11 protein-coding genes are annotated in these 15,285 nt (G+C 38.8%); all 11 read left to right on the forward strand.

Annotation, left to right across the window (positions count from 1 at the left end):
* The first annotated feature begins 20 nt into the window (after positions 1 to 20).
* The 11 genes from ACSQ2E_RS01405 (at position 21) to ACSQ2E_RS01455 (ending at position 15,273) form a co-directional block, all read left to right on the forward strand.
* Entirely contained in the window at positions 21 to 977 is a 957-nt protein-coding gene (locus ACSQ2E_RS01405) for an NAD-dependent epimerase/dehydratase family protein (protein WP_435989018.1), read from the forward strand.
* Between the two features lie 309 nt (positions 978 to 1,286).
* Entirely contained in the window at positions 1,287 to 1,616 is a 330-nt protein-coding gene (locus ACSQ2E_RS01410; RefSeq protein WP_435989019.1) for a hypothetical protein, read from the forward strand.
* A gap of 15 nt (positions 1,617 to 1,631) precedes the next feature.
* Positions 1,632 to 3,860, forward strand: a complete 2,229-nt coding sequence (locus ACSQ2E_RS01415; RefSeq protein WP_435989020.1) for a cell wall-binding repeat-containing protein — start codon at positions 1,632 to 1,634, stop codon at positions 3,858 to 3,860.
* Positions 3,861 to 3,950: 90 nt separating this feature from the next.
* Positions 3,951 to 5,396: a cell wall-binding repeat-containing protein gene (locus ACSQ2E_RS01420; protein ID WP_435989021.1), complete on the forward strand. Its 1,446-nt coding sequence runs from the start codon at positions 3,951 to 3,953 to the stop codon at positions 5,394 to 5,396.
* An 86-nt stretch (positions 5,397 to 5,482) separates the two neighbouring features.
* Positions 5,483 to 7,696, forward strand: a complete 2,214-nt coding sequence (locus tag ACSQ2E_RS01425) for a N,N-dimethylformamidase beta subunit family domain-containing protein (RefSeq protein WP_435989022.1) — start codon at positions 5,483 to 5,485, stop codon at positions 7,694 to 7,696.
* Between the two features lie 223 nt (positions 7,697 to 7,919).
* Complete coding sequence (locus ACSQ2E_RS01430) at positions 7,920 to 8,978, forward strand: glycosyltransferase family 4 protein (protein ID WP_435989023.1); 1,059 nt, start codon at positions 7,920 to 7,922, stop codon at positions 8,976 to 8,978.
* A 50-nt stretch (positions 8,979 to 9,028) separates the two neighbouring features.
* The gene (locus ACSQ2E_RS01435; RefSeq protein WP_435989024.1) at positions 9,029 to 10,306 is read left to right on the forward strand and encodes a glycosyltransferase; all 1,278 of its coding nucleotides are present in this window, start codon (positions 9,029 to 9,031) and stop codon (positions 10,304 to 10,306) included.
* Complete coding sequence (locus tag ACSQ2E_RS01440; protein WP_435989025.1) at positions 10,296 to 11,624, forward strand: flippase; 1,329 nt, start codon at positions 10,296 to 10,298, stop codon at positions 11,622 to 11,624. The genes ACSQ2E_RS01435 and ACSQ2E_RS01440 overlap by 11 nt, the downstream gene beginning before the upstream one ends.
* Positions 11,625 to 11,722: 98 nt before the next feature.
* Complete coding sequence (locus tag ACSQ2E_RS01445; RefSeq protein WP_435989026.1) at positions 11,723 to 12,736, forward strand: Gfo/Idh/MocA family protein; 1,014 nt, start codon at positions 11,723 to 11,725, stop codon at positions 12,734 to 12,736.
* Between the two features lie 12 nt (positions 12,737 to 12,748).
* Positions 12,749 to 14,083 carry a nucleotide sugar dehydrogenase gene (locus ACSQ2E_RS01450; protein ID WP_435989027.1) on the forward strand — a complete coding sequence of 445 codons (1,335 nt, stop codon included), beginning with the start codon at positions 12,749 to 12,751 and terminating at the stop codon, positions 14,081 to 14,083.
* A gap of 68 nt (positions 14,084 to 14,151) precedes the next feature.
* The gene (locus tag ACSQ2E_RS01455; protein WP_435989028.1) at positions 14,152 to 15,273 is read left to right on the forward strand and encodes a glycosyltransferase family 4 protein; all 1,122 of its coding nucleotides are present in this window, start codon (positions 14,152 to 14,154) and stop codon (positions 15,271 to 15,273) included.
* The last annotated feature ends 12 nt before the right edge of the window (positions 15,274 to 15,285 follow it).

Genomic DNA, 15,285 nt, shown 5'->3' on the forward strand with positions numbered 1-15,285 from the left:
ATGTTAAAGGAGTTTTTTGGATGAGCTACTATCTCGTTACAGGTGGAGCCGGGTTCATCGGTTCACATCTTGTTGAAGAGTTATTAAGGTTAAATAAAAAAGTGATTATTGTCGATAATCTTTCAATGGGAAAAAAAGAAAATATATCTGAACATGAAAATGTAACTTTTATCAAGGGAGATATTTCAGACTCGGAATTCGTGACTGACATTTTTAGGAGGTACCAATTTGAAAAGATATACCATTTAGGGGCAATTGCAAGTGTAGCTGCATCAGTTGAAACACCTTTAGACACTCATAAAACGAACTTGGATGCAACCCTGTATTTATTAGAGGAAGCAAAGAAGCAAGGCATCTTGAAAAGGTTTATTTTTGCATCTTCTGCTGCAGTATTTGGAGATGAGCCAACCTTACCCAAAACGGAGACGTCAGATATTAAGCCGTTATCCCCGTATGCAATTGATAAGTATGCTTCTGAACAATATGTTTTGACCTATAATAGACTGTACAATCTCCCAACGACAGCAGTGAGATTTTTTAATGTATTCGGATCCAGGCAGAATCCCTCTTCTCCATATTCTGGTGTAGTTTCTATCTTAACTGATAAATTTTTGGAATTGGAAAGGGATCATGAAGTCGAGTTCACTTTATACGGGGATGGTGAACAAACCCGGGATTTCATCTATGTTAAAGACGTAGTGAGTGCCCTGATGCTAGTTAGTGAGAATGAAAAAGCAATCGGGGAAGTATTTAATGTCGGAACAGGTAACTCAATAAGTTTGAATGAATTAATTTCATTATATGAAAAGTTGACTGGCTTGAAGCTCCATATTAAAAGAGAAGACGAAAGGGCTGGAGATATAAAATATTCCTACTCTGATATAACTAAAATGAAGGGGATTGGCTTTCAATCACTATATAATATGGAAAAAGGGTTAACAGAATACTGGAATGAAGAGACCGAACGTAAAAGATAAGATTCTTAACCCCTGTTTTCACAGAATTGCTGGTTACTTAAACGTATAGAAGTTACTTCCAGAAGAGAAAAATTCATAATATAACAAAGCTTCAGACCCAGGTGAATGCCTGATGTCTGGGGCTTTTTGTGTACCCTTTTTTTACTTCTAAGTCCATTATCTCAGTGTTTAACTTCTATCGAATGTTTAAAACTTGGATTAAAAGTACTCTTTTTCTATTAATTTCTATTTTCTATTTACAATATTTATGAGCTTATATAGTATTTAAATTGAAAAGCGTGTAACTAGAATGTAATGGAGTGGTAATGAATGAAAAAAAGTTTAGGGATTGCATTGTTGTCTGGTGCTCTATTGTTGAGTGGTTGTGGAACGAAAGAGGAAAACGTGGAAAAAAATAACACTTCAGAAAATGCTGAATCCGTCGATACAAATAATGTAAAAACAGAATCAGTCGTTTTCAATGGACTGGCAGACACTCATTCAATGGAAGTTAAAAGTGGCAATAAAGTTATGTCAATTCAGTTTGATCCAGAAATGTTAGACAAAATTCAAGAGCTGGAGGAGGGCGAAGAAGTTCAATTGAAATATAAGGAAAATGAAAAAGATCAGCTTGAATTAGTGGAAATCATAGAAAAATAAATGGAGGTTAAGTTGTTGGGTTATTTTAAAAAAACAATCGTATCTGTCGTAAGTGCCGGAATGATTCTTGCATACACGCCTGCTGAAGCAGGTGCAGCTTCAATATCTGTAAAACTTAAAAACTATATCGGAAATAAAACAAGCCTGACTATTAATAGTGAAGGTGTTTATAAGCTTGAGAACAATAATAATAGGTTTAGCGGCAGCGACCGCTATCAGGTTGCTGAGAATGTTGCCAGCAATGGATGGAACACAGCCGATACGGTCTTTGTAGTGAATTCAATGGCCTTTGCAGACGCATTATCTGCATCTCCCTTGGCTTATAAATACGATGCTCCTATCCTCTTAACAAGAAAAGACAGTATTCCTGACTCAACTTTGAATAAAATTAAATCGTTGAATCCGGATAAGATTGTCATCATAGGTGGAACAGGAAGCGTGAATCAATCTGTAGAAACTAAATTAAAATCAATTACTACTGACGTTTCACGTATTGACGGGAAAGACCGTTTTGAAGTCGCAAAGAAAGTAGCACAGAACCTCGGTACTACAAATAAAGCGGTTGTCACAAATGGGTTAATCTTCTCAGATGCTCTTGCCATTGCGCCTTATGCAGCTAAAAATGGAATCCCTATTATACTATCCAAGAAAGATGACCTTCCAACTGCCTCTCTGGAAGCAGTTCAAGGAAAGTCTGATGTGCTGGTAGTCGGGGGAACAGGAAGTGTAAGTAATTCCGTTTACAACCAAGCAAAGGCAACGGACAGGATTGCAGGTAGTGATCGTTATGAAGTCTCATCCAATATCATCAAAGAACTTAACATTGATTCAAGTATGGCATACATATCAAATGGTTTAACATTTGCAGATGCCTTGACAGGTTCTGTATTAGCAGCTAAAAACGGAGCTCCACTTCTTTTAACGAGAGCAGATAAGCTGCCTGACAGCATCCAATCTACTATTAATGAAGAAAACTTCAATGTGTTTAATATATTAGGAGGTCCTGCATCTGTTAAAGAAAGTGTTGTGGAGCAGCTACCTAATGAATTTAAGCTTAAGGAAGGCACTGATTACGTTGTGAAAAATGAATCTGGAAGATTAGCTATCTACCAGGGTTCTTCTAAGATTGCGGATTTTGGAACGTCCAGTTTTGTCTTGAAGCCGGAAGTGTACTCTCAATCAAATATATTAACGATCATGGGAAATTCTGAAAGAGAATATTTAGGCAGAATGCAATTTAGCTCGGAATCTAATTCTTATGTAAGACCTACAAATTTAGATATTCCCTTTGAAGACTATTTGAAGAGCGTGGTACCTAAAGAGTCCCCTGCCTATTATCATATGGAAGCATTGAAGGCTCAGTCAGTGGCTGCCCGTACTTATGCATATAATGAAGCGGGAAAAACTGTACCGGACGATCAAAGTTATCAGGTGTATGGAGGTTTTGATTGGAACATCAAAACGTCTCAGGCTGTAAATGAAACGAGCGGACAAGTGTTGCGCTATAACGGCAAGTTAATCACAGCTCTATTTTCTTCTAGTAATGGTGGTTATACAGCGACTAATACCGATGAGTGGGGCACGCCGAAGCTGGGTTACTTAACAAATAAGGCTGATCCATATGATACCTACACGTGGGAACTTAAAGTGCCAAAAACGGTAATCAGTGACGAAACAATCACCAATACCTCACCCTACAGTAATGTCAGCCTGGAAGCTGCGTTGAAAAACCCCGGCTGGTGGTGGGACGCTGTAAGTGAAGAGAAAACAGTCTTCTTAGATGGAAACCCAAAAACATCACCATTAATTGATAACGTTAAGAAACAACTGAATGAAAGCTACGTAAACAAAGACATAAAAATCAAATCCATTTCAAGTTTTGTCCTGGATCCTGAAAAAAATGCTGCGCAAAGAAGTCTTGAAGGATCTCTAAGAGTTAAGTTTTACCTGAAAGAAAAGGGGACAAAGAACTATTCGATGGATACTGATGGCAAGCTGAAAGAATTTGAGGAAACAATCGAAAAATCTGCAACTGACTTGAGATATATGTTTGGAACTCTTTATTACAGAAGTACGTACACTCCATCCGTGGATAATGAAAGCGATAGCTTCACAATACACGGAAAAGGCTTTGGGCACGGAGTTGGCATGAGTCAGCAAGCTGCCAATAAAAGAGCGAATGAAGGACAAACGTATAAACAGATTTTAGATTTCTACTATCCTAATACCACATTAGGAAAATAATAAACTAGAATATTGTACCAATAGGAGGAAATAATGAAGAAAGTTTTAGTTTCGCTGGTTGTTTTTTTCGTCTTCTTTGGATTGGCACAAGTGGCCAGTGCGTCGGGTGAATATGAGAGGTTGTCTGGTAAGGATCGATTTGAAGTGGCAGCAAATGTTGCGACAGAAGGATGGCCAAGTGGTGCCAATGTGGTTTTTCTATCTAACTACAATGCCTTCGCGGATGCACTGGCTGCAACACCACTTGCTTATAAAATGAACGCGCCGATCTTGTTGACGCGTCCTGAAGGCTTAGGCGATACAACAAAGAATAAACTTCGTGAACTTTCGCCTTCCAAGGTTGTTATTATAGGTGGAACGTCAAGTGTTTCGAATAACGTCGTAAATGAAGTGAAAAGTCTAGGGATTACAACTGTTGAACGGATAAGCGGAAAAGACCGTTTTGAAGTATCAGCTGCAATAGCAAAGAAGATGCCAAGTTCTTCCAAGGCTGTAGTGGCAAATGGATTGACCTTTCCGGATGCATTGGCAATAGCGCCATATGCTTCAAGGAATGGTATGCCAATCCTGTTAACTCGCAATGATGCAATTCCTACACCGACTATTTCAACTTTACAATCAAGGAATCCCAGTCAAGTAATTGTAATGGGTGGAACAGGCAGTGTGAGTAATGGGGTCTATGCAGATTTATTAGTCTATAGCCCCCTTAGAATTGGTGGAGATGATCGTTATGAGGTCGCTGCTAATATCATTGAGAAACTAAATTTACCGACCTCGACTGGATTCTTAGCGACTGGACAGACGTTTGCAGACGCGTTAACTGGTTCAGTATTAGCTGCTAAGAAAAATGCGCCGGTTTTATTAACAAGAAACTCTTCCTTACCTGAAGCAACAAAGGAAATTTCAGGTCAGAATGGAATGACAAACTTTATTGTATTGGGTGGAAAAGCATCTGTTTCAGATAATGTAGTCAAGGCTGTAGCGGGACCACTAGCTGGGAAATTGATCGTCGTAGATCCAGGTCATGGTTATGATGACCCCGGTGCTTCAGATAATGATGTGATAGAAAAAGAAGTGAATCTAAGTGTTTCTACTAAATTGAAGAGAAATCTTGATGCTAATGGTGCTTATACAATCATGACTCGTGAAGCGGATACGTATCCTACTTTATCTGAGAGAGCGGAACTTGCTAATAAGCAGGGGGCAGATGCATTTATCAGTGTGCATACAAATGCATTTCCATCGAATCCAGGTGTAGACGGAACTGAAACCTATTGGGACGATACCTATGCAGCTGCCAAAAGCCTGGAACTGGCCACTTATATTAACAGAGAATTAGTCGCCAAGTTGGATACAGATAATAGGGGAGTAAAGAACGTTAACTTTAAAGTGATCAGAGAATCCACTATGCCAAGTGTGTTAGTGGAACTGGCGTTTTTAACAAATGAAGAAGATGCAGCGAAATTGAAAAGCGATTACTATAGAGAGCAAGCTGCAATCGGAATCACAAATGGAGTTCTTACTTTTTTCAGATAATTAGGGTAAGGAATGATATCGGAAAGGCACCTGGAAATTGATTATTTCAGGTGCCTTTTATATAACTTGTGAGGAGATAGACATTAATGAAAAAGTTCACATTACTCTTTTTCTGCACCTTTGTATGGATGGGTTTCATAACGGGAGCAGCTGAAGCGGAAACAGTACAGGTGAGAATTGACGGGCAAAACCGGTTCGAAGTAGCGGTGAATATTTCAAAAAAGTACTGGGGAAATGGTGCGGACACCGTTATAATAACAAATCATCTGGCTTTTGCAGATGCACTTTCGGCTTCACCATTGGCCTATTATAAAGATGCACCTATTTTACTAACAAGGAAAGATCAGTTAACAAGTGAGACAGTTAAGGAATTAATGAGATTAAACCCGAAGGAAATAATGATCATTGGAGGGGAAGGCAGTATTAACCCAAAGGTTGTTACACAAATCAACCAATCTAAAATCTCCAACCTGCACACTATTTCTAGAATTTCGGGTAAAGATCGATTTGCTGTATCAGAAAATATTGCCATGAAGTTGCCTCCTTCCTCTAGTGTAATCTTGGCTAATGGCCTGATTTTTGCCGATGCATTATCAATTGCCCCGTACGCTTCAATTAATAATATTCCCATTTTATTGACAAAATCCAATGATATTCCATCTTCTACCTTAAAGTTGATAAAGGAAAAGGGGATATCCGCAGTCACAATAGTTGGAGGGAATTCAAGTGTAAGCAAAGAAGTAGAACAATTATTACCTGTAAAAGAGAGAATTGGAGGAAAAGACAGGTATGAGGTATCTGCTAATATCGCTAAAAAACTTTTCCCTGAATCAAGGCAATCCTTTATTGCCACCGGACTTACTTTTGCTGATGCATTAAGTGGATCTACCATAGCAGCAAAATCAAAAGGCCCTGTATTACTCACAAGGCCAAATCATACACCCGATCTTATACATTCATATTTGATTAGCAGACAGCCTGAGAAAATCACCATTTTTGGTGGTTCAGCATCTGTGAATGAGAAAGTGATATATAAACCTGGAAAATGGGAAGTTGATAAGAAATCTTCTTCAATACAGGGTTATGCTGATAAGCCATCCTATCAGACTGGTGACGAGGTTTCGTTATTTATATCCAGCGAATATGGATATGGGGCAGAAATTTATAGAATGGGCTACTACAATGGGGAAGGAGCAGCATTAAAGAAATCAGTCGGTTATTTTTCAGTGCTGAATCAATCTAAGAAAAAGCTGAATCCTGAAAATTTAGATGCCAACTGGGTGAAAACCGGTCATTTCTCCATACCGGAAGATTGGGAAAGTGGAATGTATTTAATCAAACTGGTTGACAGCAGATTAAACTCTTCGTATATTCCGATTGTTATAAATTCCAATGTTCAAAATGAAATTGGAATAGTGATAGCCACAAATACTTACCAAGCCTATAACAATTGGGGCGGTAAAAGTTTTTACGGCTACAATAGTACAGATCATGAACCTTCAATCAATCTATCTTACCACCGCCCATATCTGGAGGGAAATGGGGCGGGGCAATTTTTTAAATATGAATACAATTTAATCAGGTGGCTGGAGAAGAAAGGTTATACATTGAATTATTATTCAAATGTTGATATAGCCAAAGGGAAATTAGAAGTGGACGATCCAAAACTACTTATCATACCAGGGCATGATGAATACTGGACAAAAGAAACTAGGGACAGCATTGAGAAATTAACCAAACGCAATATGAATCTTGCAAACTTAAATGCTAATGTGGGGTATTGGCAAGTTCGATTAGAAGAGGACGGTACCAATATTGTCGGCTATAAAGCAAAAGCTGATCGGGATCCCTATCAGAAATTATTCCCTGGCAACGTGACAACTCAATTTAGAAGCTCACCGGTTAACAGGCCGGAAAATCAATTATTTGGAAGCATGTATAGGGGGATTCCAGATAGAACATATCCCATGGTAATCACTAATTCATCTCATTGGATTTATAAGGGGACAGGACTTAAAGATGGTGATGAAATAGCAGGTGTTATTGGTGGTGAAGTTGATCGGTATGATGGGGAAATACCTGGAGTGGAGTTGATTTCAAGATCCCCGGTAAACTTATACGGGAAAAAGAGCGTGGCCGATGTTGTCTGGTGGGATAAGCCTTATGGCACTAAGGTCTTCTCTGTGGGGACATTTAACTGGAACTGGTTCCTGGACCCCTATGGCCATACTGATGTCGCTGCCTATAATCGCAGTATTGAATTAATGACAGAAAATGCTTTAAGCGAATTGCTGGAGTGAAAAGATAGAAAAGATTCCCTCATCCGGTAACCAGATATTTTAGTCATTATTACCACTAATAAACTTAAGGATAGGTTAGAAAATAATCTAAGTAGGGTAAAAGCTAATGAAATCTATTTGTAAAAAAAAATTCATTTCTTTGGATGGATTTTATGTTAAACTGATTGAGGACTAAAATTTAGAAATTAAAGAACTAATTTTCAAAATAAAAGGAGTAAATATAATGGACATCAAGTTGGTAATGTCGGTGCTTTTATCCTTTGTCTCCGTCCTTATTGTCACTCCATGGGTTATTAAATTTGCAAAACTCATTGGCGTAGTCGACCAGCCGAATCAACGGAAGGTGCATACCAAGGAAATGCCTCGAATGGGTGGTCTGGCAATTTTCATTGGGGTCCTTGTAGGCTACTTTGCATCAGGTTTATACAAAGAGCCCATCGCTTCTATTACTGTGGGAGCTCTGATTATCTTAGTCATCGGATTATTGGATGACAAATTTGCTTTGTCAGCCAAGGTTAAGCTGGCAGGTCAAATCATAGCCGCTGTCATAGTGGTATATTCTGGGTTAACAATAGAATTTTTATACATTCCTTTTTTTGACAGGATTGATATTGGCATCCTGGCCATTCCGGTAACTTTATTATGGGTAATCGGGATAACCAATGCAATCAATTTGATTGATGGATTAGACGGCCTGGCTGCAGGTATATCTTCCATTAGCCTGGCGACCATAGCTTTCATGGCTTTCATAAATGGAAAAGCATTGATTCTAACATTAGCTTTAATCGTGCTTGCAAGCGCCATTGGTTTCCTGTTCTACAATTTCCATCCTGCTAAGATCTTTATGGGGGATACAGGTTCATTATTCCTGGGTTACATGATAGCGGTATTGTCACTATTGGGATTGTATAAGAGCGTGACACTTTTCAGCTTTGTCGTACCTATTTTGATACTCGGAGTACCTTTATTTGATACTACTTTTGCAATCATTCGAAGGGTAGTGAATAAGAAACCAATCTCTGCTCCGGATAAATCACATCTCCATCATCGATTAATAAATCTGGGGTTTTCACACAGAGAAACAGTCTTAATTATATATGCACTTGGATTATGCTTTAGTATAAGTGCCATTATTTTCACGAAAGCTACTCTATGGGGATCGGTATTATTGCTTGCGACATTATTGATAGCCATTCAAACCATTGCAGAGGTTATCGGCCTTGTGAACGAAAAACACAAACCTTTTTTAAGGTTTTATAAAAAAATCTTAGGCCGTCTATAAGCTGTGGGAGCATTCCTGCAGCTTTTTATCTTATTAATAAGGAGATTAACATGAAACAAGTTCAAACACTTATTCTTCTCACAAGTAGGTTTCCTTATTCACCTGGAGAAGAATTTATTTATAACGAATTAATGATTCTCTCGCAGAAGTTTAAGAATATACTCATTGTGCCAACTAACCAGGAGTGTTGGAACAGGGATGAACCACACGGCAGGGAACTTCCTGCAAATGTAAAAGTTCATATAATCAAGAGCGAAGTGGTAAACCCTAAGGTAAGGAAAGTGAAGAGCTTACTATCAGGGCTTACAAACCCTTTCGTTAGATCTTGGTACAAAAAAGATATTCAAAACGCAAAGGAGTTTGGGCTTAAAGGTAAGTTTAAACTCTATAAATGGGTTGTTGATGCCTATCAGATCCGGAAGAAAGTTGAATTGATCGAAAACAGTATGTCCGAAAATGTTGTTTATTATTCCTACTGGTTGACACCTGCGGCAGCTGCACTGGCAATGTGGAAAAAAAATAATCCAAAAATTAATGCTGTTTCAAGAGTTCACGGTGGGGATCTGTACTGGGAACGTCATGCTATGCCTTACTTACCGGTACAGGAAGAAGTGATTCAATCATTAGATAAAATCTACAGTATTTCTGATAATGGAAAAAAGTACTTAGAGGGAAGATTCCCGGAAATAAGTTATAAAATCGAGGTTAGCCGTTTAGGAACAAAAGGTTTAGAACTCTCTAACACGGATGAAGTTTACTCTTCACATAATCCCATTAAATTGGTGTCCGTTTCTTACTTAAAAGGTGTAAAAAGGGTTCACTTAATTGCGGAAGCGATAAGAAAAGCACAAGTACCAGTTCACTGGGTCCATATAGGGGACGGACCAGAGAGGGAGAAGGTTCAGGGCATCATAGATCAGTTTCCTGAAATGAGCAAGGGAGAGTTACTCGGCAGCCTGTCAAATGAAGAAGTGATAAATGCTTTGAGCAGTCAAAGGTTTGATCTTTTCATAAATGTGAGTGAAAGTGAAGGGATTCCCGTCACTATTATGGAGGCGTTCAGTGCAAGGATTCCTGTTCTTGCCACCGATGTCGGGGGGACATCAGAGCTAGTGAATGCTACAAATGGATGGTTGCTGAAAAAAGATTTCGCCCCTGAAGAAATCGCAAGTATTTTAAACAAGATAGGTACTTCACCAGAACTAATATCTCAAAAAAGAGAGCATGCTTACCAAATGTGGGAAGAACATTACTCTTGCGAAAAAAATTATTCCGAGTTTGCCGAAAAATTGTTATCAATAGGAGATTTAACACAAGATGGAAACTAAAAACTCATTTTTTTCAAACAGTCTAATTACCCTAACCCGACAATTGGCGAGTATCGTCATCGGAATTACCCTAATTTCTGTCCTTGGAAGAACTCTTGGGAAAGACGGGTATGGGGAGTACACCCTTATCACGTATGTTCCATTGATGATCATGACATTCCTTAACTTAGGATTAAATTCTTCTACCATTTATTTTGTCAGTAGAGAAAAATATTCACTTAAAGAAATATTCAATACCAATGTTCTGATGGCCCTCTTATTATCGTTAATTGGAATCATCATCGGAACAGTTGTCATGTTCCTGTTCAAAGAATCTAAGTTCGATGAGTTAAATTTATCCCTTCTCTTTGCGAGTCTGTTTGCATTACCGTTTATGTTGGGGATGATCTTTTTACAAACCATCTTTCAAGGTCAGCAAAAATTTAAGACGTTTAACACTGCACTATTAATACAACAGTTGGGAACAGTGGTATCGGTTCTTATTTTCGTCCTATTGTTTGATTTAGGGCTGGAAGCCGCAGTTTTCTCTTTTGGTATTGGATATTTTTGCAGTGTGACCTATTGTTTAATCATTTTATTTACGGTTGAGAAATTACAGCTCAGCTTCCGCCGTTTTTCAAAAGCTTACTTAAAGGAGTCTGTAACGTACGGAATAAAGGCTCATATCAGTAACGTCATGACATTTTTAAACTATCGACTAGACATTTTCTTTTTAGGGTTTTTCTTAGGGAAAGGGTCGGTTGGTATTTATTCTGCCGCGGTGAATATCGGAGAAAGACTTTCGATTTTTTCCCAATCAATTTCCAGTGTCCTTCTTCCGAGAATATCTTCTTCAAAGGAAACGATGGATCGAAATAGAATAACTGCACTTGTGACAAGGATTATGACCCTATTTATGATTTTGTTAGGAGTAGCAGTATTTATATTGTCTGATTTTATTTTTGATGTCATTCTTAACAGTGAATATGAGAGTAGTTCTCTTATGTTACAACTTTTAATTCCAGGTATAGTCGTCCTTGCAGTAGAGAAACTATTATCAAATGATCTTGCTGGAAGAGGAAAACCAGAATTAAACATGTATGTTTCGATATTCAATGTTGTTTTGAACGTCATTCTGAATCTGGTTCTCATTCCTTCCATGGGGATTAAGGGAGCGGCGATTGCTTCATCTATTACTTATATTTTAAGTTTTATGATAAAAGTGATAATATATTCTCGAGAAACGAAAGTGAAGCCTTTCGAATTATTGGTTATCAGAAAGTCCGATGTTTTATTACTCAGCAGTACGGCTAAGAAATTAGCTAAATCATTCATGTAACGAAATTGAAAAATATTTATAACCCAAATCCCTATCATTTTGTGTATGATAGAGAGTGCGAACAAGAATGAGTATAAGTAGACAGGTGGTTAGTGTAGATGATTAAGTTTGGAATTGTTGGTTGTGGTCATATTGCGAAAAAACACATAAATGCCATTCAAGAAGCAGATGGAGCAATCCTTGAAGCGATTTGTGATACTCAACCCGAACGAGTGGATATGTTTTCTAATGAATATAAAGTAAAGGGATATACAAGTCTTGAGGAAATGTTGAACGCCGATGTGGATGTAGTGAATATTTGTACTCCAAGTGGTTTTCATGCTGATATTGCCGTGCAAATTGCAAATGCAAAGAAACACGTCATTGTAGAAAAGCCGATTGCACTTACACTGGAAGATACTGATAAAATCATCCACGCATGTGATGAGAATAATGTGAAGCTGGCAGTAGTTCATCCAAACCGATTCAGACCGGCATTTGTAGAGCTGAAAGAACTTGTGAAAAGTGGAGTGTTCGGAAAAATAAGTCATTCTAATGCAACAGTGCGCTGGAATCGAAATCAGGAATATTATGACCAGGCACCATGGAGAGGAACAAAAGCTCTGGATGGCGGGGTTCTGATGAATCAGGCTGTTCATAATCTCGATCTTCTTATATGGTTAATGGGAGATGTTAAAGAAGTATATAGTATGGCAGCAACGAGGGTTCGGGATATTGAAGCCGAAGATGTTTCAACCGGACTTGCCCGTTTTGAAGATGGCTCATTAGGTGTCATCGAAGCAGCCACTACAATCTACCCGAAAAATTACGAAGAGTCCATTAGCATATTCGGGGAAAAAGGAACCGTTAAAATAAGCGGGGCGAACGCCATTCATATAGAGCATCTTACGCTTGAAGGAATGGATGAAGCAGAAACGGAACATTTCATAGAAAAAATTAAAAATGATCCTTGGGGTAAGCCGGGACATCAATGCATCATTGAAGATATGGTGCAGGCAATTAAAGAAGACCGCGAACCTATTGTGACAGGAATGGACGGTAGGAAAGCATTGGAATTGGTCTTATCGCTTTATGATTCAGCAGAACAAAATAAACCAATCATTCTTAGCTAAGGAAGGGATTTTATGATGGATACAACTTTATCAGTACAAGCTCAGACCCTATTTAATAAAATTGCCAATAAAGAAGCGACAATCGGTGTAGTCGGATTAGGTTATGTCGGATTGCCACTTGCGGTAGAAAAAGCAAAAGCAGGATATAAAGTTATTGGATTTGATGTTCAGCAAAAACGTGTCGACATGGTTAACGATGGTATCAATTACATTGGTGATGTAGTGGATGAAGAACTTGCTGAAATTATTCAAGATAAGAAGTTATTGGCCACTACCGACTACTCGTTGATCAAAGAAGTAGACGCTGTAGCGATTTGTGTTCCTACTCCACTTGATATGTATCAACAACCTGATACATCTTATGTTGAGAGTTCGGGTAAAGAAATAGCTAGGTTTATGGAAGCGGGCATGCTGATTGTTCTGGAAAGCACAACGTATCCAGGAACGACAGAAGAAATCCTCAAGCCTATTCTAGAAGAAACGGGTTTGAAAACAGGTGAAGATTTCTTCCTGGCTTATTCACCTGAACGAGTAGATCCGGGTAATAAGGATTTTAATACCAAAAACACACCTAAAGTTGTAGGTGGAATCACTCAAAACTGTACAAAAGTAGCTGCGGAACTTTATAAAAATGTGCTTGAAGGGGATGTCCATGAAGTGTCATCACCGGCTGTAGCTGAAATGGAAAAGATTCTCGAAAACACTTTCCGTCACATTAATATTGCTCTTGCAAACGAAATGGCAGTGTTGTGTAATCGTATGGGGATCGATGTCTGGGAAGTCATTGATGCGGCAGCAACAAAGCCATATGGTTTCATGCCGTTTTATCCAGGTCCAGGATTAGGTGGTCACTGTATCCCAATCGATCCATTCTACCTGACATGGAAGGCGAGAGAATATAAATATCATACAAAACTGATTGAATTAGCTGGTGAAATTAACAATGCCATGCCGGAATATGTAGTCAGCCGCAGTATGCAAATTTTAAATAAAAGCCAAAAGTCCTTAAATGGTGCAAAGGTACTTGTACTAGGGGTTGCTTACAAGAAAGATATCGAGGATGTACGTGAATCTCCTGCTCTTGATATCCTAAGTGAAATGAGTAAAGAGGGTGCCGACTTTACAGTGGTAGATCCTCACGTCAAACAATTCAGACTTAACAACCAGATCGTTGAGCCGATCAACTTAACAGAAGAAGCCCTTGAAAATGCAGATCTTGTTCTTATTACAACCGATCACAGCAGTTTTGATTATAAGATGATTGCTGAAAAGGCTTCTGTCATTTTCGACACACGTAATGCCATGAAAAACTATCGTGACGAGATTAAAAACTATTATCGCCTATAAATTTACAGTAAAAAGAGTCCATTTTTCTTTTGGACTCTTTTTACCAGTATTATGAAAGAGTGATTCACTTGAAAGTTTGTCATTTAACTTCCGTACATCCAACCGAAGATATTAGGATCTTTGTGAAAGAATGCTCGTACTTAAGTGAGGCGGGTTTCGATGTTAATCTGATTGTGGGTAACAGCGAATCATATGTGAAAAATGGAGTCAATATAGTCGGAGCGCCTGTGGAGTCGACCAATCGTTACGTAAGAATGATCAACGGTCCTCGGAGTGTATATAAAAAGGCCTTGGAGCTGGACGCTGACGTATACCATTTTCATGACCCGGAGCTACTTCCGATCGGGTTGCTTCTTAAGTCTAAAGGAAAGAAAGTAATCTATGATGTACATGAAGATGTCCCTCAACAGGTCTTATCCAAACAGTGGATTCCTAAGCCGTTAAGAAAGCTGGTATCCAAAATGGTAGAAGGACTGGAACGATATGCTTCCAAGAGGTTTGATGCAGTAGTCACAGCGACTCCGACCATTAATGAAAGATTTCTTACATATCAGAAGAACTCTGTCATCATTCATAACTTCCCGATTATGAATGAACTGATAGGTGAAGGTTCCACTGATGCAACAAAAGAAATGAACAGTAATAAAATTGTATATATTGGCGGTATTACGAGGCTGCGCGGTATTGAAGAAATGGTCCGTTCCATGGATGAACTGAATCAGGAATCGGATCATCCCATTACTCTTCATTTAGCTGGAGCATTTGCCCCGGCTTCCTTACAGGATGAAATGGAAAAGCTCGATGGATGGAAGCACGTAAACTTCGAGGGATATCTAAATAGGCAAGAGGTTGCAACATTACTCAATACGTCTTATGCGGGTTTAGTGATCCTGCATCCGGAACCAAGATACGTGGTTTCCTATCCCATCAAATTGTTTGAATACATGTCTGCTGGGATGCCGGTCATAGCAAGTGACTTTCCGTTGTGGAGAGGCATTGTAGAAGACGCGCAATGTGGAATATGCGTCGATCCGCTTAATCCTAAAGCCATTGCCGATGCAGTAAAATATCTGGTCGATCATCCTGATGAAGCCAAGGCAATGGGTGAAAGTGGCCGTCGGGCAGTCATGAATAAATACAATTGGGAACAGGAAAGTATTCGTTTAGTTGAGTTATATAACAACTTATAACGGCTTTAAAGG

The sequence above is a fragment of the Rossellomorea sp. LjRoot5 genome (genome assembly GCF_964253455.1).
Lineage (GTDB): Bacteria > Bacillota > Bacilli > Bacillales > Bacillaceae_B > Rossellomorea.

Bases quoted from the DNA above. Each gene is read 5' to 3' on its own strand.
- ACSQ2E_RS01440 (WP_435989025.1), top strand. From the start codon at position 10,296: ATGGAAACTAAAAACTCATTTTTTTCAAACAGTCTAATTACCCTAACC.
- ACSQ2E_RS01445 (WP_435989026.1), top strand. From the start codon at position 11,723: ATGATTAAGTTTGGAATTGTTGGTTGTGGTCATATTGCGAAAAAACAC.
- ACSQ2E_RS01425 (WP_435989022.1), top strand. From the start codon at position 5,483: ATGAAAAAGTTCACATTACTCTTTTTCTGCACCTTTGTATGGATGGGT.
- ACSQ2E_RS01410 (WP_435989019.1), top strand. From the start codon at position 1,287: ATGAAAAAAAGTTTAGGGATTGCATTGTTGTCTGGTGCTCTATTGTTG.
- ACSQ2E_RS01435 (WP_435989024.1), top strand. From the start codon at position 9,029: ATGAAACAAGTTCAAACACTTATTCTTCTCACAAGTAGGTTTCCTTAT.
- ACSQ2E_RS01405 (WP_435989018.1), top strand. From the start codon at position 21: ATGAGCTACTATCTCGTTACAGGTGGAGCCGGGTTCATCGGTTCACAT.
- ACSQ2E_RS01450 (WP_435989027.1), top strand. From the start codon at position 12,749: ATGATGGATACAACTTTATCAGTACAAGCTCAGACCCTATTTAATAAA.
- ACSQ2E_RS01430 (WP_435989023.1), top strand. From the start codon at position 7,920: ATGGACATCAAGTTGGTAATGTCGGTGCTTTTATCCTTTGTCTCCGTC.